Below are 17,794 nucleotides of genomic sequence, written 5' to 3'. Positions count from 1 at the left end.
ACGTTCTCAGGCCAGGGAACGGATCGCCGCGCCGCGGACTCCAAAAGGCAGTGTCGGTGCCAGGAAGGCGCCGGGAATCAAGGAGTTCAAGGATGGACCCGCAATGGCTCGAGGCTGCCGTCTACGGCGGCACCCCCAAGGATTGGCTGGTCGCGCTGGGCCTGTCGGCGGCCGTGGCCCTGACGGTCTATCTGGTGAAGCCGATCCTGCTTCGCCGGCTGGAAGCCCAGGCGCTGCGCTCGCGCACGCAAATCGACGACGCCATGGTCGCGGCGCTGCGCGCTACCCGGCTCTGGCTGGTGGTGATCTTCGCGCTGTCCATCGGCAGCCATTACCTGACGCTGCCGGACCGGCACGGCGGTGTGCTGAAGATGGTCACGGCGGCGGCCTTCTTCCTGCAGCTGGGGTTCTGGGCCGGGGCGGCACTCCGCTTCTGGATGGACCGCTCGCGCGCCAAGGCCCTGGCCTCCAATGCCAGCGCCGCCACCAGCCTTTCCGCGATCGGCTTCCTGGCGCAGATGGTGCTGTGGACGGTGATCCTGCTGCTGGTGCTGGACAACTTCGGCATCAACATCACGGCCCTGGTCGCGGGCCTGGGCATCGGCGGCGTAGCCGTGGCACTGGCCGTCCAGAACATCCTGGGCGATCTCTTCGCGTCGCTGTCCATCGTCGTCGACAAGCCTTTCGTGATCGGCGACTTCATCATCGTGGACAACTACATGGGCACGGTGGAAAACGTGGGCCTGAAGACCACGCGCATCCGCAGCCTGGATGGCGAGCAGATCGTCTTCTCCAACAGCGATCTGCTCAAGACCCGCCTGCGCAACTACAAGCGCATGGTGGAGCGCCGCGTGGTCTTCAGCTTCGGGGTGTCCTACGACACGTCCCCGGAGCAGATCGAGCGGATTCCGCCGACGATCCGCCGCATCATCGAGGGGCAGCCCAAGGTCCGCTTCGAGCGGGCCCATTTCCAGAAGTTCGGCGAATACTCGCTGGTATTCGAAACGGTCTACTGGGTCACGGATCCGGACTACAACCTGTACATGGACATCCAGCAGGCGGTGAACCTGGAGATCATGCGCGCGCTGAAGAGCGCGGAGGTCGTCTTCGGCCTGCCGCGCCAGTCGCTGGTCATGGAGCGGCCCCTGCGCTTCGAGGCCGAGGGAGCACCGCTGGGCGCCGGCAACGGGACCAAGGCGGGCAGCGCGCACTGAGATGCAGGGGAGGGAGCGGTGCAGCACAATCCGCAGATGACCCGACCTGTCTCCAACCAGGCCGCGGGGCCGACCTGCCCCTGCGGCTCCGGCGCGGCCTACGCCGCCTGCTGCGAGCCCTTCCACCTGGGAGCGTCCCTGCCGCCCACGGCGGAAGCCCTGATGCGCTCGCGCTACAGCGCCTATTTCTCCGGCCTGGAGGGCTACCTGCTCGATACCTGGCACCCCTCCACCCGGCCGCAGGCCCTGGACCTGGGCCCGGAGCAGCCGCGTACCGCCTGGCTGGGGCTCAAGGTGCTGCGTCACCTGCCGCAGGATGCCGACCATGCCGAGGTGGAGTTCGTGGCCCGCTACCGCATCGGCGGCGGCAGCGCACAGCGCCTGCGGGAGCTGAGCCGCTTCGAGCGCGTGGGCGGCCGCTGGCTATACCTGGATGGCAGCTTCCCCGAGCCGGAAGCCACGGCGGCCCCGGGCGGAAAGGGGCGGAAAGGCTGATTTCCTTAGAGCTTTTCTGCCCATAAGAGGCCTGGGATAGACAAAAGCCTTAGAATTGGCGCCCCGTTTCGGGGTTTCCCAGCCGTCCGCAAGGAAAGTTTCGTGTCGATCGCAGAAGCCGTACCCACCCCCGCCAACAGCGCCGGCCTCAGCGCCGAGCGGATCGCCGCGCTGAACGAGAAGTACGCGCCGCTGGATTTCGAGCACCGCCTGCGCGAGCTGTACCGCGACTTCCCGGAGGACAAGGTGCTGGTCACCTCCTCCTTCGCCGCCACCTCGGCGCACTTCCTGCACATCATCTCGCGCATCCGTCCGAGCCAGAAGGTGGCCTTCATCGACACCGGGTTCCACTTCCCGGAGACCCTGGCCTACAAGGACTTCCTGATCGCCGAGTTCGGCCTGGAGGTCTTCGACCTGAAGGCCGAGGACTGGAAGCACCAGTTCACCGTGAGCGAGAAGACCTGGTCGCGAGACCCGGACTTCTGCTGCTCGGTCAACAAGGTGGAGCCGCTGGAAAGCGCAAAGCCCGCGTACCATATCTGGGTGTCCAGCCTGATGCGCTGGCAGACCGACCACCGCGCGACGCTGCCGGTGTTCGAGGAGCGCCGCGGCATCGTCAAGTTCAACCCGATGATCGACGTCACCCGCGAGCAGCGCGACGAATACATCCGCGAGCATGCCCTGCAGCTGCACCCGCTGGTGGACAAGGGCTATTCCTCCATCGGCTGCTCGCACTGCACCGTGCCGGGCGAAGGCCGCGCCGGCCGCTGGCAGGGCAAGCCCAAGACCGAGTGCGGCCTGCACCTCTGAGCCCGCCCGCATGAGCCTGCGCGTCGAGATCATCCCGGTCACCGCCTTCGAGCAGAACTGCTCGCTGATCTGGGACACCGAAACCATGAAGGGTGCCCTGGTGGATGCCGGCGGCGACATCGAGCATCTGCTGGCCCGTGCTGCCCATCACGGCGTCACGCTGGAAAAGCTGCTGGTCACCCACGGCCACCTGGACCATGCCAGCGGCGTGCAGGACCTGGCCGACCGCCTGGGCCTGCCGATCGAAGGCCCGCAGCGCGAGGACGATTTCTGGATCCAGCGCCTGCCCCAGGACGCCGCCGCCTACGGGTTCCCGCCGGCCCGGGCCTTCACGCCGACCCGCTGGCTGGAGCAGGGCGATACCGTCACCCTGGGCAGCCTGAGCCTGGACGTGCTGCACTGCCCGGGTCATACCCCCGGGCACGTGGTGTTCCACCATGCTCCCTCGAAGCTGGCCTTCGTCGGCGACGTGCTGTTCCAGGGCTCCATCGGCCGCACCGACTTCCCCCGCGGCAACCATGCCGACCTGATCCGCGCGATCCGCGAGCGGCTGTTCCCGCTGGGCGACGACACCCGCTTCGTGCCGGGCCACGGACCCATGTCGAGCTTCGGTGCCGAGCGGCGCTCCAACCCCTACGTGTCGGACCGCACAGTCGGCTGAACTCCACCGGGGGCGGCTGGTCTGCTTCTTGCGAAGTGAATATTGCCTCGGGAGCCATTGGTGACTCCTGCAGGCTCGCAGGAGTCGACATGAGCAGGAAGAAGCCTTCGGTGCGCAGGCACCGCACGCTGTGGATTTCCGACGTCCATCTGGGCTCGGAGGGTTGCAAGGCGCACGCCCTGGTCGAATTCCTCCGGCAGAATGAATGCGAGAACCTCTACCTGGTCGGCGACATCTTCGACGGCTGGAAGCTGCGCAGCCGCTTCTATTGGCCGCCCGACCACAGCCGCGTGCTGCACGCGGTGATCGCCAAGGCGCGGCGCGGCACCAAGGTCCACTACATCGCCGGCAACCATGACGACTTCCTGCGCCAGTTCGTGCGCAAGCAGCTGCGCCTGGGCCGCATCCGGCTGGCCAACGAAGCGGTGCATACCACCGCCGACGGCCGCCGCCTGCTGGTGATCCACGGCGATGTCTTCGACGAGGTGGTCAGCGGCATGCCGCTGCTGGCGCATGCCTCCGACCTGGCCTATACCCTGCTGATGCGTGCGGACGTGGCCTGGCAGCGCTGGAACGACGTGGCGGAGCCCATGCCCAAGTGGTCGGCCCTGGTGAAGAACCAGGCCAAGTCGCTGACCCAGTGGCTGTCCGGCGTGGACGAGAAGATGCTGACCCGCGCCCGCCGCGAGGGCCTGAACGGCGTCGTCACCGGCCATACCCATCACGCCGAGGTGCGCTACATCCGCAACGGCGTCATCAGCTACAACTGCGGCGACTGGGTGGAAAGTTGCACGGCCCTGGCCGAAGACTTCCAGGGCGAGATCCGCATCCTCAAGTGGGAGCCGCAGCGGAAGCCGGCCCCGCGCCGCAAGGCGGCCAGCCAGGCGCGCAAGCCGGCGGTGCGCAGCCCGCGGCGGCGCGTGGCGGAGCCCCTGAAGCGGGTGGTCGCGAGGGTGCGGGCGCGGCGGGGCAAGGCGGAAGCCGGCGCGACCCCGTAGGAGCGGCCGCTGGCCGCGATGGACGTCTCGGACGTCCACGATCTTCGCGGCCAACGGCCGCTCCTACAGGGATGAAGGCGCCGCGTGCCTCAATATTGCTGCAGCTTCTCCAGCTCTTCCGACGCCGCCAGCCACTGCTCCTCGCAGCTCTCCAGTTCGGCGCGCTTCTCGGTCTGTTCCTGCGTCAGCTTCTGCAGCTTGCCGCGCTGGCCGGCCTCGTAGAGGCCCGGGTCGGCCAGCTCGCCCTCCAGCGCCTTGAGGCGCTGCTGCAGCTTGGCCATCTTCGCGTCCAGCGTGCGGATCGCCTCGCGGAAGGGCTTCTCCGCCGCGCGCTGTTCCTCGGGCCGGCGCTTGGGCGCCATCGGGATCGCCGCTTCCGCCGTGGCCTTGGCCACCTTGGCCGGCTTGCCGGTGCCCTGGCCGCTGCGGCGCTGCGCCAGCCAGCGCGCGTAGTCGTCCAGGTCGCCGTCGAAGACCGCCACCTCGCCGTCGGAGACCCGCCACAACTCGTCGCAGGTCGCCGCGATCAGGTGGCGGTCGTGCGAGACCAGCACCACGCTGCCGGCGAAGTCCTGCAGCGCCATCTCCAGGGCCTGGCGCATGTCCAGGTCCAGGTGGTTGGTCGGCTCGTCGAGCAGCAGCAGGTTGGGCTTGCCGTAGACCACCAGGGCCAGGGCCAGGCGCGCCTTCTCGCCGCCGGAGAACGGCTCGATCGCCTCGAAGGCGCGGTCGCCGCGGAAATTGAAGCTGCCCAGGAAGTCGCGCAGGTCCTGTTCCCTGGCCCGCGGCGCCATGCGCTGCAGGTGCAGGATCGGCGAGGCCTTGAGGTCCAGGTGTTCCACCTGGTGCTGGGCGAAGTAGCCCACGCGCAGGTAGGGCGAGCGGGTGAGGGCGCCGGCGCGGGCTTCCAGCTCGCCGGCCAGCAGGCGCACGAAGGTGGACTTGCCGGCGCCGTTGGGGCCCAGCAGGCCGATGCGGTCGCCCGGCTCCAGGCCGACGCGGATGCCGCTCAGCACCGTGCGCTCGCCGTAGCCCACCGCCACCTTGTCGCAGTGGATCAGCGGCGAGGGCAGGCGCTCCGGCTTGGGGAAGCTGAACTGGAACTCCGGGTCCGCCACCACCGCGGAGGTGACCTGGATGCGCTCGATCATCTTCACGCGCGCCTGGGCCTGGCGCGCCTTGGTGCCGGCCTTGAATCGGTCCACGAAGGACTGCAGGTGCGCGATCTGGCGCTTCTGCTGCTCGTGCACGCTCTGCTGCTGCGCCAGGCGCTCGGCGCGGATGCGTTCGAACTGCGAGTAGTTGCCGCTGTACAGCGTCGCCGTGCCGCCCTGCAGGTGCAGGGTGTGGGTGGTGGCCGCATCGAGGAATTCGCGGTCATGCGAGACCGACAGCAGCGTGCCGGGGTAGGTGGAGAGCCAGTCCTGCAGCCACAGCACCGCGTCGAGGTCGAGGTGGTTGGTGGGCTCGTCGAGCATCATCAGGTCGGAGCGGCACATCAGCGCGCGCCCCAGGTTCAGGCGCATGCGCCATCCGCCCGAGAAATCCGCCACCGCGCGCGACTGCTCGGCGGTGGAGAAGCCCAGGCCGTCGAGCAGCTTGGCCGCGCGCGCCGGTGCGGCGTAGCCGCCGATGGCGGCCATGCGGTCGTGCAGGCTGGCCAGCTTGTCGAGGTCTTCGGCTTCCTCGGCCTGGGTCAGCGCCGCCTCGGTGGCGCGCAGCTCGCGGTCGCCGTCGAGCACGAAGTCCAGGGCCGACTGCTGCAGCGCCGGGGTTTCCTGCGCCACGGTGGCGATGGTGATGTTGCGCGGGATCGAGACATCGCCCAGGTCCGGCTGCAGCTGGCCCAGCACCATCGAGAACAGGCTCGACTTGCCGGTGCCGTTGCGCCCGACCACCCCGACGCGCTGGCCGGGGTAGATGGTGAAGGACAGGTTCTCGAGCAGCGTGCGCGAACCGCGGCGCAGCGTGGCATTGGCGAAGGTCAGCATGGGGGGCGGATTCTAGAGGATCGGACCGTCCGACGCCCGGCCAGTCTCCCTGCGGGAGCGGCTTCAGCCGCGATCTTTTGGCTTTTTTGCCGCGGATCGCGGCTGAAGCCGCTCCCCACACCTGGAAACTAGTAGATCTTCCGCTCCGCCACCGGCGGCGGCGTGTACTGGTAGATCCAGGTCTCGGTCAGGGTCTGGTTGCCCAGCTTCAGGTACAGGCGCAGGTTGATCGGCTCGGTGCTGTCGTCCGGCACCAGGTCGAACATCGCGCGGTAGCCCTTGATGGCCGCCAGCGGGCGCGCCGAGGTGATCTCCACCTTGCCGCGCGAGGCGCTGATCACGGCTTCCACCTTGGCGCCGTTCTCCAGCATGCCCAGGGCGCCGCCGGAGAAGTCCACGGCGAAGCGCCAGGAGAAGTACTTGCGCTTCTGGCCCACCACGCCGCCCAGGCCGGTGCGGGTGGCCTGCACCGTGGCCAGCGGTGGGGTCACCGGCGGGATGCCGCCCCAGTGCAGGCGGTAGGACAGCAGGTATTCCTTGCCCGGCTGCACCTTCTCCTCCGGGTTCCAGAACGCCACGATGTTGTCGAAGGTCTCGTCCACGGTGGGGATTTCCACCAGCTGCACCGCGCCCTTGCCCCACTGGCTGCGGGGCTCCACCCAGAGGCTCGGGCGGCGGTCGTAGAACACGCCGTCGTCCTGGTAGTGGTCGAAGTTGCGGTCGCGCTGCAGCAGGCCGAAGCCGCGCGGGTTGTTGTCGAAGTAGGAGTTCACGCGCACGCCGGTGGGGTTCACCAGCGGGCGCCACAGCCACTCGCCGGAGCCGGTCCACAGCGCCAGGCCGTCGGTGTCGTGGATCTCCGGGCGCCAGTCCCAGGCCATGCGGCGGTCGTTCTCGCCGTACTGGTACATGCTGGTCAGCGGCGCGATGCCCAGGCGCTCGATCGGCTTGCGAGGGTACAGCGCCACGTCCACGTCCATCACCAGGTTGCGGCCCGGGGTGATGTCGAAGACATAGGCGCCGGTGGTGCTGGGCGAATCCAGCAGCGCGTAGACCGTGACCTTGTTCGACTCCTTGCGCGGCCGCTCCAGCCAGAAGGCCGTGAACATCGGGAACTCCTCCGGGCGCGGCAGGCCGGTGTCGATCGCCAGGCCGCGCGCCGACAGGCCGTACTGCTTCTCCTCGCCCACGGCGCGGAAGTAGCTGGCGCCGAGGAAGGCCGAGATGTCCAGCTCGAAGTTGGTCTGGAACAGCAGGCGGAAGCCGGCATAGCCCAGGTCCGAAGGCAGGCGGCCCAGGCGCTGCTTGCCGGTGTACTTGAACAGGCTGCCGTCGTACTTGATCTCGCGGGCCTTGCCGTCCACCACCTCGTGCATGTGCACGGGCGTCTGGAAGAACAGGCCCAGGTGGAACAGGCGCGCCTGGAAGGGCAGGTTCTCCTTGCGCCACAGCGACTTCTCGGCCCTGAACTGGATCGCCTGGTAGTCGTCCCAGTTGATGTCCTTCAGCGACTTGGGGACTTCGCCCTTATGGGAGACATAGGGCTGGCCCGCCAGGGCGCGGGCCTGGCCCTTGAGCCAGGCCAGGTCGAAGGGCTGGGCCTCGTCGGCCAGGGAGGCCCCGGGCTGCAGCAGCAGCGCGGGCGGGATGCCCCAGGCGGCGAGGGCGGTGGCGGATTTGAGCAGGTCGCGGCGTTTCATGTCGTTCTGGTTGGCGTCCGTGAGGCGCATAGCATGCTTGAGGCGGGGGCCGGCTCCAAGTCGGGTCCTTCCGCCGGGGCCGCCGGGCAGGCACCATGCACGACCCCAACGGAACGCCCGATGAACGACATCCCGCCGACGCTGCTGAGCTTCTCGGTCTCGCACTTCAGCGAAAAGATCCGCTGGACGCTGGACCAGGCCGGCCTGCCCTACCGGGAACAGCGCCTGGTGCCCTTCCTGCACATTCCCCGCGTGCTGGCCCTGACCCGGCGGGCCAGTTCGGTGCCGGTGCTGCTGGCCGGCGGCGAAGTGATCCAGGACAGCACCCGCATCCTGGAATGGCTGGAGCGGCGCCACGCGCCGTTCGCGCTGATTCCCGCGGACCCCGCCCTGCGCTCCGAGGTGATGGAGCTGGAAGCGCGCTTCGACCGCGTCGGCGTGCACGTCATCCGCCAGCTGTTCGCCGAAACCCTGGACGACAAGGCCGCCACGCTGCCGCTGTGGACCCAGGACGCCACGCCGCTGCAGCGCCGTGCGCTGTCGCTGGCCTACCCCCTGGTGCGACGCGGCTTCTCGCGCCTGCTGCAACTGTCGCCGGCCACGCTGCGCAAGGCGGCGGCGAAGATCGACGAGGCGGCGGCCCTGATCGCCGAGCGCACCCGCGACGGCAGGCCCTACCTGGCGGGCGAGCGCCTGAGCGTGGCCGACATCACCGCCTGCGCCCTGCTCTCGCCGCTGGCCTGCCCGGAGGAGCACCCGGTGTTCGGCGCGCCGGCCTACCGCCGCACCGTGCGCATGCGCGCCGTGCGCTGGGACGACCATCCGGGGTTCGATTGGGTGCGCAAGACGTATCGGGAGCACCGCAGGCCGCGTCGGGTGTGAGCCTGCAGGAGCCAGCTTGCTGGCGACATGCGGGTTGTCGCCAGCAAGCTGGCTCCTGCAGGAAACCTATCGCGCCGCCGCCCGCCGCTGCGCCCGTACTTCCGCTGGCGCCCGCCCGTGCCAGCGCTTGAAGGCGCGGGTGAAGGCGCTCTGCTCCGAGTAGCCCAGCAGGAAGGCCAGGTCGGTCAGGTCCAGCGCCGGGTCCTCCAGGTAGCGGCCCGCGAGTTCGCGGCGCACCTCGTCCAGCAACTGGCTGAAGCTGCTGGACTGGTCCTGCAGTCGCCGCTGCAGGCTGCGCGGCGACACATTCATGGCGGCGGCGATGCGGTCCAGGCTGGCCTCTCCTTCCGACAGCTTCTGCGCCAGCAGGCGCCGCGCCTGCGCCACCAGGTCGTCGTCCTGGCGCTGCAGCGTCAGCAGCTGCTTCTCCGCCAGCCGGTCCATCAGCTGGCGCATCGCCGGATCGGGCTGGATCAGGGGCAGCTCGTTCCAGGCCAGCGGCACCGCCAGGCGGTAGCAGTCCGTGTCGAAGCGCAGCGGGCAGCTGAACACCCTCTGCTGCTCGTCCAGGCGCGCCGGCGCGGGGTAGGGGAACTCGATGCGCAGCGGCGCCAGCGGCTGGCCGGTGATCCAGCGGATGAAGGTCACCAGGGCGGCGAGGTTGAACTCCGCCATGTGCCGGTAATAGTGGCTCTGGTCGTCCGGGCGCCAGCTCAGCAGTACCTCCTGGCCGCGCAGTTCGATGGGCCGGGCGCCTGCGTCCACCACCATCGCCTGGTAGCGCTGCAGGCACAGCATGGCTTCGCCCAGCGTGGAGCAGGCCATGCCGACGTAGCCCACCACGCCGTAATGTCCCGGGCGGATCTGCTCGCCCACGTGGATGCCGATGTCCTCGTCCCCCAGCCGCGCCGCGGCACGGTTGAAGCAACCGGCTGCCAGGGATTCGGCCACCCGGGCGTCGCGGTCGGCCAGGTCGATCTGCGCGTCTTCCAGCACCTCGGCCGCCGCCACCCCGCGCAGGCGCAGATGGTCGAACAGCGCCTGCAGGTAGCTGACGGCGGCGGTGGAGTGGCTGGAGGTCATGGGGGCGCATGTTAGCCCAGGGCCTTGCCGCTGCCCCGGTTCTGCCCAACACTAGGGTCAATCGGGCCCCACGAGACCCGGCAGAACCACAACAGGCCGCGGACCCACGCGGCGACGAGGAGAGAGCATGCGCCGATACGCCCCCGCGCTGCTGGCGGCCGCCTTCCTGGCAGGCTGTCACGGCAGCAGTTCCGTCCCCGCCGCGGGTGGTGTCACTCCCGGCAGCCGGTCCTGCGAGCGCAGCTCCTGGGTCGCCGGCACCACCGAGCTGTGCCGCGGCCAGCTGATCTACCGCGACTACGTCTACGACGACTACGGAGCGGACGCCGGCATCGTCTCCCTGTCGCCGGCCGTGCTCAATGCGCTGACCCGCGCCGGAGCCCTGGGCTCGCCGCTGGCCACCACGCCCGGACTGCTGTCTCCCACCGCAGGCGACGTACGCTACCCGGCAGGCCTGGACAACACGGCCGACCTGGTCTCGCTGAGCCTGTCGATCCAGGGCAACGAGCTGGTGGCGGACTTCGAGCTCAACACGCTCTACCACGCCGACGACGCCATCGCGGCGCTGGCCATCGATACCGACAACGATGCGTCCACCGGCGGCGGCGCCTGGGAGGGGCTGGGCATCGAGAGCCGCGGCTGGGAGATGATGGCCAGGTTCGCCGAGGGCAACCCCGACACCAACCGCATCGTCGGCCGGCTGCCGCTGCCGCCGGGCAGCACTTGGCGCGTGCAGGCCGTGGTGGCGCAGAAGGACGGCAAGGTCATGAACGTCGCCTTCCGCGGGCCGCATGAGGAAGCCAAGGCCGACGGCCTGGTCAACCAGGTCTTGCCGGCCAGCGGCAACTGGTGGGAGGACCGCCAGTCGGTAGCGCTGCGCGAGGGCGATATCTCGGACTTCGGCGAGGTGGTGAGCGTGGCGGACCTGCGCGGCGGCGCCACCCGCGCGGCAGCGAAGGTCACCGGCTTCCAGCAGCGCGTCTACACCTCGCAGTACACGCTGCCGCCGGGCGAGGGCGTGGACATCGTCGGCGTGCCGGGCGTGCATGGCGCCACGCAGCTGCCCTGCGAGCAGCGCTTCAACTACCTGGGCAAGTACCAGCCCTACGGCGTCTACATTCCCGCCAAGCCCGGCCCGCACGCGGCGCAGCTGCTGATGCATGGTTGCGAGGCGAACCACGGCAGCCAGGTCAACCAGGCCAGCTTCCAGCAGCGCTTCGGCGAGGAGCCCAACCGCATCATCATCGCGCCGCTGGGCCGCGGCCCGCACGGCTTCTTCAGCGGCATCTCCGAGCGCGACGTGCTCGACACGCTGGCCGACATCCGCGCGAACTACCCGGTGGACGACGAGCAGATCCTGGTCAGCGGCTACTCCATGGGCGGCTTCGGCACGCTGCGCTTCGCCGCGCTGTACCCGGACCTGTTCGCCGGTGCAGTGAACTGGGTGGGTTTCACCGGCGACCTCTTCAACCTGCCGATCCCCGGAAACCCCTTGCCGCCCGCGATCACGGCGCTGAGCCAGACCCTGGGGGCTTCGATCCCGCCCCTGTCGGCCGGCGGAGCGGTGGGCGGCGACGTCAACATCATCGACTACGTCGGCAACCTGCGGCACCTCCCCATCGCCAGCCTCTACTCCGGCGCCGACGAGCTGGTGCACGTCACGTCCTCGCTGGCCATGGGCGTGCGCATGGGCGAGGAGGAGATTCCCTACCAGTTCTTCCTGCATCCGGTGGCGGAGCACCTGAGCTACCTGATCTTCAACGACTGGCGCAAGGAAGCCGCCTATGTCGCGGGCCTCAAGCGCGTGAGGAACCCGGCGCGCGTCACCTACAAGACCGACGCGAAGCTCGACGCGCCGGAATACGCCATCCGCCATGACAGCGCCTACTGGGTGTCGCAGATCGTCGCGGAAGCCGAGGGCCCGAGCCTGGTGGATCTCACCAGCCTGGGCTGCGGCATCGCCCAGCCCCTGTACCAGACCGGGCTGGATGCCGGCATCGATCCCGTGCCCTGGACCGCCACCCTGCGCCGCAGGCTCGACAACCCCACGGTGCCGGCCGCCGAGGGCAAGCTCAGCGGCACGCTGGCCAACGTGCGCTCGCTGCGCATCGACGCCGCCGGGAGTTGCCTGCGCGGCAAGGCCGTGCAGTACCAGATCACCACCGATGTACCGGTCACGCTGACGCTCAGCGACGGCCGTGCCAAGGCCCTGGCGGCCGGCACCCACAGCGGCAGTTTCTAAGCAGAGGGAGAGAATAGCGTCATGAAGCCCCTGAGCCCCCAAGACCAGATGTTCCTGCTGCTGGAGCGGCGCAACCAGCCGATGCACGTCGGCGGCCTGCAGCTCGCCCGGCCGCCGAAGGACGCCGGCCCCGACTACACGCAGAAGCTGGCCGAGTTCATCCGCGGCCACGCCACCGCCCATCCGCCGTTCAACCTGCGCCTGGAGCGCAAGCTCGGCGCACCCTTCTGGGTGGAGGACGAGGAGTTCGACATCGAGGCGCATTTCCGCCACCTGTCGCTGCCGCCGCCGGGCCGCATCCGCGAACTGCTGGCGCTGGTCTCGCAGCTGCATAGCGCGCACCTGGACCGTGCCAAGCCGCTCTGGGAGTTCTACCTGATCGACGGACTGGAAGACGGCCGCATCGCCATCTACTCCAAGATCCACCACGCGCTGGTCGACGGCATCGCCGCCATGCGCATGATGATCCGCGGCACCAGCGATTCGCCGGAGGGCAGCACCGTGCCGATCTGGGCCATGCCGCCGCGCAAGCGCGAGCCGGAGGAGGACCGCAGCGGCGGCGGCTTCTGGTCCGGCGTCGGCGAGGCCGGCAAGATCCTGGCCGAGCAGGCCAAGACCCTGCCCACGGTCACGCGCGAGCTGTACCGCTCGATCCGCGCCGCGCGCAGCAACCCGGACTACGTCTCGGTGTTCCAGGCGCCCAAGTCCATCCTCAACCAGCGCATCACCGGCTCGCGCCGCTTCGCCGCGCAGAGCTGGTCGCTGGAACGCATCCGCGCCGCCGGCCGCCGCCATGACGCCACCCTCAACGACATGGTGCTGGCCATGTGCGGCTCCGCGCTGCGCCGCTACCTGCTGGAGCTGGGCGAACTGCCGGAAAAGCCGCTGACCTCCATGGTGCCCATGTCCCTGCGCCGCGACGACAGCGACTCCGGCAACCAGGTGGCGATGATCCTGGCCAACCTCTACACCACCATCGAGAACCCCATCGAGCGCCTGCACGCGATCCAGCGCTCGGTGCAGACCTCCAAGGACCGCTTCGGCAAGATGTCGCAGGCCGAGATCGTCAACTACATGGCCGCCACCATGGCGCCGTTCTCGCTCAACTACGCCACTGGCGCCGCTCCGCGCTGGCAGGCCTTCAACGTCACCATCTCCAACGTGCCGGGGCCCAAGGAGAAGCGCTACTGGAACGGCGCCGAGCTGGAGGGCATGTACCCCGTGTCCATCGTGATCGACGGCCAGGCGCTCAACATCACGCTCAACAGCTACGCCGACAAGCTGGAGTTCGGCCTGATCGCCTGCCGCCGGCGGCTGCCGCACATGCAGCGGCTGCTGGACTACCTGGAACAGGGACTGGCGGAGCTGGAGGCCTAGACCGTCCCGCGCGGGGGCATCCCGTTTCGTGGCATGTTTCCTGCTGCTTTTACCCTGCGGCCCTCGGGCCGTGCGCAACGCCGCGCGGGAGCCGATCCTGCGCGAGCGTCCGGCCTCCCTGCGGTTTTCGTCAACAAACACAGGGAGTTCGCGACATGAACCGGTTGGCCTTCTCTGCCGCTGCGGCGGCATTCCTCCTTTCCACCGCAGCTTCCGCCGGTGTCGGCACGCTGCCCGGTGCCACGCTGGATGCACCAGGATCGTCCACGGTCGGCGCCCCGGCGGTGGGCGCGCCGCTCAAGGACATCTGGACCGACAGCAACGGCGACGGCCTGGTGCAGAAGTCCGAGGTCAAGCCGGACTCGCAGCTGGCCAAGCGTTTCGCCACGCGCGACAAGAACGGCGACGGCGTGCTGAGCAGCGACGAGTACTACCTGCCGAAGTAGCGTCGACGGGGCGGCGGTTACCTGCCGCCCCAGGGCCGCACCGCCACCGTCGACACGCTGTTGTTCGGCGCGCCGTCGATCAGCTTGCGGCTGATCGCCAGGTACACCAGTGTCTGGTGCCTGGCATCCCAGAGCCGCGTCACGCGCGTCTCCTTGAACAGGATCGAGGTGTCCTCGGCGAACACGGTCTCCTGCTCCGGCAGCTTGGGCGGAATCGTGATCGGCCCGGTCTGTTCGCAGGACAGCGAGAACTGCGCCGGATCCTGCGCCAGCCCCAGCGATCCCGAGACGCCGCCGGTCCGGGCCTGGCTGACGTGGCAGGTCACGCCCGGCAGCTTCGGATCGGCGAAGGCCTCCACGCAGACCCTGTGGTTGGCGCCGATCAGTTTCCAGGCCGTGGTGACGCAGCCCACGGTCTCGCCCTGCGCGGGCAGGGCGAGGGCGGCGAGCAGGGCCACCAGTCCCGCGGCATGTGGCTTCAAGTCCTTTCTCCTTCCGTGCACGAATCCTAGCGGCCGCTCCCGCCGCCCGCCGGCAGTGGCGGCGGATTCCGTCATTTAATATTGATTTATAAAGGATATTTTCCTGGCGCCCGCTGTCATGCGCGACGGCGCCCAGGGTCAAGCGCGCGAGCCGCCGTCCCGGCCACAATGCTCCCATCAGAACAGCGGTTTCGAGGAGAGCGGGCGATGATGGAGTGGATGAGGGGCGTCGAGGCCGTGATCGGCGCCGACCAGGACTGGAAGCAGCTGCTGCTGGGCGTGATGACGCCGGTCTTCCTGATCGTCTTCGCCATCGAATGGCAGATCATGCGGGGCCGCGGCCAGCGCGAGCAGTTCCAGTTCAAGGACATCCTCGCCAACCTGGGCCTGGGCGGCAGCTATTCGCTGTTCGAGCTGGTGGCCCATGCCCTGATCACCGGCGCCGCCTCCATGTGGTTCTGGGAGCACCGCTTCTTCACGCTGCCGGTCAATGCCTGGACGCTGCCGCTGATGCTGGCGGGCGTGGACTTCTGCTACTACTGGTTCCACCGCAGCAGCCACCGCGTGCGCTGGTTCTGGAGCGCCCACGTGGTGCATCACAGCGGCCAGCACATGAACCTGACCACCGCCATGCGCCAGAGCCTGCTGTACTCCATCACCGGCTGGTGGCTGTTCTTCATGCCGCTGGTGCTGCTGGGCGTGCACCCGGCCGTGGTCTTCCTGCTCTACGGCGTCTGCCTGGCCTACCAGTACTTCGTGCACACCGAGAGCGTCGGCAAGCTGCATCCTTGGCTGGAATACGCCCTGGTGACGCCCTCGAGCCATCGCGTGCACCACGGCCGCAATCCGCAGTACATCGACAAGAACTTCGGCGGCATCCTCTGCCTGTTCGACCGCTGGTTCGGAACCTACGAGCCGGAAGTGGAGAAGGTGGAGTACGGCATCCCCAAGCAGATCCATTCCTACAACATCATCACGCTGAACTTCCACGAGTTCCGCGACATGTGGAGGGACGTGTTCCGCTCCGGTCCGCTGGGGCAGCGGCTCAAGCACCTCTGGGCGCCGCCGGAGTGGGTGCGCGAGAATGAAACCGAACCCAGCAAGGTGATCGCGTGAGCTTCGATACGTTTCCCGCCGGCAGCCTGCCTCCTGCACCGAAGGCCCTCCACGCCGGCAACGGCCGCGTCGCCGACTACGGCCGCTACCAGGGCCGCATCGCCGATCTCTCCACCGCGGCCTGGGACGGTACCGGCGGCCTGTTCTCGCGCCGCCGCCTGCAGCGCAAGGGCTGGATGTATTTCGGCGCCTTCACGCCGCGCTACATGGTCGGCTACGCCGTGGCGGATGCCGGCCTGATGGCCTCCGCCTTCGTCTACGTCTACGACCGCCAGACGAAGCAGCTGGCCGAGCACAAGGCCACCGTGCCCTTCGGCTTCGCGCGCGAGTTCGCGCCCTCGCCGGATTCCGCCTGGGAGCTGAAGAACGGCTCCCGCCACTGGCAGGCGCAGCCCACGGACGGCGGCTGGGATGTGAGCTTCCAGACGCCGGGGCTGAAACTGGAGATGCGCTTCCGCGACGCCGGTCCGGGCATGACGGCCATCGCTTCCTCGCCGGGACGTCCCTTCCATCACACCTGGAAGCTCTGCGCCCTGCCGGTGAGCCTGGTGCTGGAGGTCGACGGCCAGCGCAGCGAGCAGCAGGCCAGCGGCACGCTGGACTTCACGCTGGGCTATCCGCCGCGCCACACCGACTGGAACTGGGCCAGCCTCGACGGCCTCACCGACGACGGCCAGCGCATCGGCGTGAACCTCGTGGCGCATTTCATGAACGGCCACGAGAATGCCCTGTGGCTGGGCGAGCGCCTGCTGCCGCTGGCGCAGGCCGTGTTCCAGTACGACCCGGCGCAGCTGCTGCAGCCCTGGCGCGTGCACACCGCCGACGGCCTGCTCGACGTGACGTTCATGCCCGAGGGCGAGCGCCGCGAGGACATCTCGGTGGGCCTGCTGGCCAGCCGCTTCACGCAGCCCTTCGGGCGCTTCAGCGGTACGCTGAGGACCGCGCAGGGGGTGAAGAGGATCGAGGGTTTCGGCGTGGTGGAGCAGCATCACGCGGTTTGGTGACAGCCTTCCATCCCTCTCCCTCCGGGAGAGGCAAGAATCTAAGGCGCATATCTCCGCGCTGAAATCCCCCGCCCATCCCCGTCCTGCTGCCAGTCCTGCCAGACCAGCGTCAGGCCGCCGTGGCTGTCCAGCACCGGGATGCCGAACAGCTGCGTGAACGGCGCCCCTGAGGTATCCGGGCGGAAGTCGCTGCCGATGCGGTTGCCCTGCAGGTCGTAGCGCTGGGCCCAGACGCCGTCGTTGTGCCCTGCCACCACGAAGCCGCTGCTGTTCATGCTCACGCAGGGATGCCGGCGGATCTCGCCGTTGGTGCCGGCGCGGAAGCCACTGCGCAGCGCGCGGCCGCTGCTGTCGTAGACCCGCAGGTAGGCGCCGCTGCTGCCGGCATCGTTGGCCAGCGGCTCCCAGACGATCACGAAGGCGCCGGCGTCGTTGCCGGCGATGCGCGCGCGGTCCACGTCGGACACCTGGTCGCTGTTCTCGGTCACGCGGAAGGCGGCGGCGCGCGGCAGGCCCGAGGCCGCCATGCGCCGCGCGAAGACCTGGCTCTTCGACACGCCGGAGGGGCCCTGCACCCAGGCCGCCACGAAGTTGCCTGCCGCGTCCATCGTCGCCGTGGGATTGCGCACGGTGGGGAACACGGAGGACTCCACCGTCACCGGTCCGCCCTTGGCCAGGCCCTCCGGGCCGTAGCGCTGCGCCTGGATGGTGCGGGTGTCCAGCGAGGAGAAGCCGCCGGGGATGCGGCGATCCGCCCATAGGACGATGAAGTTGCCCTGCGGGTCCATCGCCAGGCCGACGCCCGGCTGGATCGAGTATTCGCCGCTCACGGCCACCTCGATCTCGCCGCCCTGCGGCGTGCCGTCGGCGGCGTAGCGCTGCGCGAAGATGCCCAGGCCCACGCCGTTGACGCCGTTGCTGTTCCAGGCCACCACGAAGCGCCCGTCCGTGCTCATGGCCACCGCCGGGTTGGTCTGGCGGTTGTCGCTGCGCGTGTTGACGCGGAACTCCGCCCCCAGCGGGTTGCCGGCGGCGTCGAGCCGGCGCGCGTAGATGCCGGAGAGGCTGCCGTCCTGGCCGAAGCTGTCCCAGGCCACCACGCTGTTGCCGGCGGCATCGCCCGCCGCGGCCGGCAGTTGCTGGTCGCTGGCCGCGTACTGGTTCACGCGGGTCGCCGAGCCCAGGGCGCGAGCCTCGAAGCCCGCCGCCTGCGCGGCATCGCTGCGGCCGCTGCCGCAGGCCACCAGCACGGTCGCCAGCAGCATGCCGGCCGTGATCCTGCCCGTCTGCATG

General features: G+C 69.2%; 16 protein-coding genes. 11 read left to right on the top strand and 5 right to left on the bottom strand.

What is annotated here, in order from left to right:
- The first annotated feature begins 92 nt into the window (after positions 1–92).
- The 5 genes from C3942_RS10330 to C3942_RS10310 all read left to right on the top strand — a co-directional run bounded on the left by C3942_RS10330 (position 93) and on the right by C3942_RS10310 (position 4,178).
- Entirely contained in the window at positions 93–1,214 is a 1,122-nt protein-coding gene (locus C3942_RS10330) for a mechanosensitive ion channel family protein (RefSeq protein ID WP_165797410.1), read from the top strand.
- A 36-nt stretch (positions 1,215–1,250) separates the two neighbouring features.
- The gene (locus tag C3942_RS10325; protein WP_104230507.1) at positions 1,251–1,709 is read left to right on the top strand and encodes a YchJ family protein; all 459 of its coding nucleotides are present in this window, start codon (positions 1,251–1,253) and stop codon (positions 1,707–1,709) included.
- A gap of 102 nt (positions 1,710–1,811) precedes the next feature.
- Positions 1,812–2,519 carry a phosphoadenylyl-sulfate reductase gene (locus tag C3942_RS10320; protein WP_104230313.1) on the top strand — a complete coding sequence of 236 codons (708 nt, stop codon included), beginning with the start codon at positions 1,812–1,814 and terminating at the stop codon, positions 2,517–2,519.
- A gap of 10 nt (positions 2,520–2,529) precedes the next feature.
- Positions 2,530–3,180, top strand: a complete 651-nt coding sequence (locus tag C3942_RS10315) for an MBL fold metallo-hydrolase (protein WP_104230312.1) — start codon at positions 2,530–2,532, stop codon at positions 3,178–3,180.
- A gap of 89 nt (positions 3,181–3,269) precedes the next feature.
- Positions 3,270–4,178 (top strand): UDP-2,3-diacylglucosamine diphosphatase, encoded by a 909-nt coding sequence (locus C3942_RS10310; protein ID WP_104230311.1) that lies wholly within the window; start codon positions 3,270–3,272, stop codon positions 4,176–4,178.
- 89 nt (positions 4,179–4,267) lie between these two features.
- Here C3942_RS10310 and C3942_RS10305 read toward each other — a convergent pair whose 3' ends face one another.
- Entirely contained in the window at positions 4,268–6,169 is a 1,902-nt protein-coding gene (locus tag C3942_RS10305; RefSeq protein WP_104230310.1) for an ATP-binding cassette domain-containing protein, read from the bottom strand.
- A gap of 128 nt (positions 6,170–6,297) precedes the next feature.
- Positions 6,298–7,869 carry an OpgD/OpgG family glucan biosynthesis protein gene (locus C3942_RS10300; protein ID WP_104230506.1) on the bottom strand — a complete coding sequence of 524 codons (1,572 nt, stop codon included), beginning with the start codon at positions 7,867–7,869 and terminating at the stop codon, positions 6,298–6,300.
- A gap of 120 nt (positions 7,870–7,989) precedes the next feature.
- Between C3942_RS10300 and C3942_RS10295 the strand changes: the two genes are divergently transcribed.
- Entirely contained in the window at positions 7,990–8,751 is a 762-nt protein-coding gene (locus tag C3942_RS10295) for a glutathione S-transferase family protein (protein WP_165797409.1), read from the top strand.
- Between the two features lie 66 nt (positions 8,752–8,817).
- On the opposite strand, the gene C3942_RS10290 is transcribed toward C3942_RS10295, so the two are convergent.
- Positions 8,818–9,834, bottom strand: a complete 1,017-nt coding sequence (locus tag C3942_RS10290; RefSeq protein WP_104230308.1) for an AraC family transcriptional regulator — start codon at positions 9,832–9,834, stop codon at positions 8,818–8,820.
- Between the two features lie 127 nt (positions 9,835–9,961).
- Between C3942_RS10290 and C3942_RS10285 the strand changes: the two genes are divergently transcribed.
- The 3 genes from C3942_RS10285 (at position 9,962) to C3942_RS22050 (ending at position 13,899) form a co-directional block, all read left to right on the top strand.
- Complete coding sequence (locus tag C3942_RS10285; protein WP_104230307.1) at positions 9,962–12,076, top strand: alpha/beta hydrolase family protein; 2,115 nt, start codon at positions 9,962–9,964, stop codon at positions 12,074–12,076.
- A gap of 21 nt (positions 12,077–12,097) precedes the next feature.
- Positions 12,098–13,453, top strand: a complete 1,356-nt coding sequence (locus C3942_RS10280) for a WS/DGAT/MGAT family O-acyltransferase (protein WP_104230306.1) — start codon at positions 12,098–12,100, stop codon at positions 13,451–13,453.
- A gap of 155 nt (positions 13,454–13,608) precedes the next feature.
- Entirely contained in the window at positions 13,609–13,899 is a 291-nt protein-coding gene (locus tag C3942_RS22050) for an EF-hand domain-containing protein (RefSeq protein ID WP_133164286.1), read from the top strand.
- Between the two features lie 17 nt (positions 13,900–13,916).
- Here C3942_RS22050 and C3942_RS10275 read toward each other — a convergent pair whose 3' ends face one another.
- Positions 13,917–14,381, bottom strand: a complete 465-nt coding sequence (locus tag C3942_RS10275) for a CreA family protein (RefSeq protein WP_207766048.1) — start codon at positions 14,379–14,381, stop codon at positions 13,917–13,919.
- 207 nt (positions 14,382–14,588) lie between these two features.
- On the opposite strand from C3942_RS10275, the gene C3942_RS10270 reads away from it, so the two are divergent.
- Together C3942_RS10270 and C3942_RS10265 are read left to right on the top strand one after the other, a co-directional pair.
- A complete protein-coding gene (locus C3942_RS10270; protein WP_207766047.1) occupies positions 14,589–15,497 on the top strand; it encodes a sterol desaturase family protein in 909 nt (302 codons plus the stop codon).
- Complete coding sequence (locus C3942_RS10265; RefSeq protein ID WP_104230304.1) at positions 15,494–16,501, top strand: DUF2804 domain-containing protein; 1,008 nt, start codon at positions 15,494–15,496, stop codon at positions 16,499–16,501. The genes C3942_RS10270 and C3942_RS10265 overlap by 4 nt, the downstream gene beginning before the upstream one ends.
- 38 nt (positions 16,502–16,539) lie before the next feature.
- Here the strand turns inward: C3942_RS10265 and C3942_RS10260 are convergent, their stop codons facing one another.
- On the bottom strand, positions 16,540–17,793 hold the full coding sequence (locus tag C3942_RS10260) for a hypothetical protein (RefSeq protein ID WP_104230303.1): 1,254 nt from the start codon (positions 17,791–17,793) through the stop codon (positions 16,540–16,542).
- Position 17,794: the final 1 nt, after the last annotated feature.

It is taken from the genome of Solimonas fluminis (assembly GCF_002930645.1).
Taxonomy (GTDB): domain Bacteria; phylum Pseudomonadota; class Gammaproteobacteria; order Nevskiales; family Nevskiaceae; genus Solimonas_A; species Solimonas_A fluminis.
The sequence above is the reverse complement of the archived record's forward strand: the minus strand, read 5'-3'. Positions and strand labels throughout refer to the sequence as shown.

Bases quoted from the DNA above. Each gene is read 5' to 3' on its own strand.
- C3942_RS10315 (WP_104230312.1), top strand. From the start codon at position 2,530: ATGAGCCTGCGCGTCGAGATCATCCCGGTCACCGCCTTCGAGCAGAAC.
- C3942_RS10260 (WP_104230303.1), bottom strand. From the start codon at position 17,793: ATGCAGACGGGCAGGATCACGGCCGGCATGCTGCTGGCGACCGTGCTG.
- C3942_RS10290 (WP_104230308.1), bottom strand. From the start codon at position 9,834: ATGACCTCCAGCCACTCCACCGCCGCCGTCAGCTACCTGCAGGCGCTG.
- C3942_RS10295 (WP_165797409.1), top strand. From the start codon at position 7,990: ATGAACGACATCCCGCCGACGCTGCTGAGCTTCTCGGTCTCGCACTTC.
- C3942_RS10280 (WP_104230306.1), top strand. From the start codon at position 12,098: ATGAAGCCCCTGAGCCCCCAAGACCAGATGTTCCTGCTGCTGGAGCGG.
- C3942_RS10285 (WP_104230307.1), top strand. From the start codon at position 9,962: ATGCGCCGATACGCCCCCGCGCTGCTGGCGGCCGCCTTCCTGGCAGGC.
- C3942_RS10325 (WP_104230507.1), top strand. From the start codon at position 1,251: ATGACCCGACCTGTCTCCAACCAGGCCGCGGGGCCGACCTGCCCCTGC.
- C3942_RS10300 (WP_104230506.1), bottom strand. From the start codon at position 7,869: ATGAAACGCCGCGACCTGCTCAAATCCGCCACCGCCCTCGCCGCCTGG.
- C3942_RS10310 (WP_104230311.1), top strand. From the start codon at position 3,270: ATGAGCAGGAAGAAGCCTTCGGTGCGCAGGCACCGCACGCTGTGGATT.
- C3942_RS10305 (WP_104230310.1), bottom strand. From the start codon at position 6,169: ATGCTGACCTTCGCCAATGCCACGCTGCGCCGCGGTTCGCGCACGCTG.
- C3942_RS22050 (WP_133164286.1), top strand. From the start codon at position 13,609: ATGAACCGGTTGGCCTTCTCTGCCGCTGCGGCGGCATTCCTCCTTTCC.
- C3942_RS10330 (WP_165797410.1), top strand. From the start codon at position 93: ATGGACCCGCAATGGCTCGAGGCTGCCGTCTACGGCGGCACCCCCAAG.
- C3942_RS10270 (WP_207766047.1), top strand. From the start codon at position 14,589: ATGATGGAGTGGATGAGGGGCGTCGAGGCCGTGATCGGCGCCGACCAG.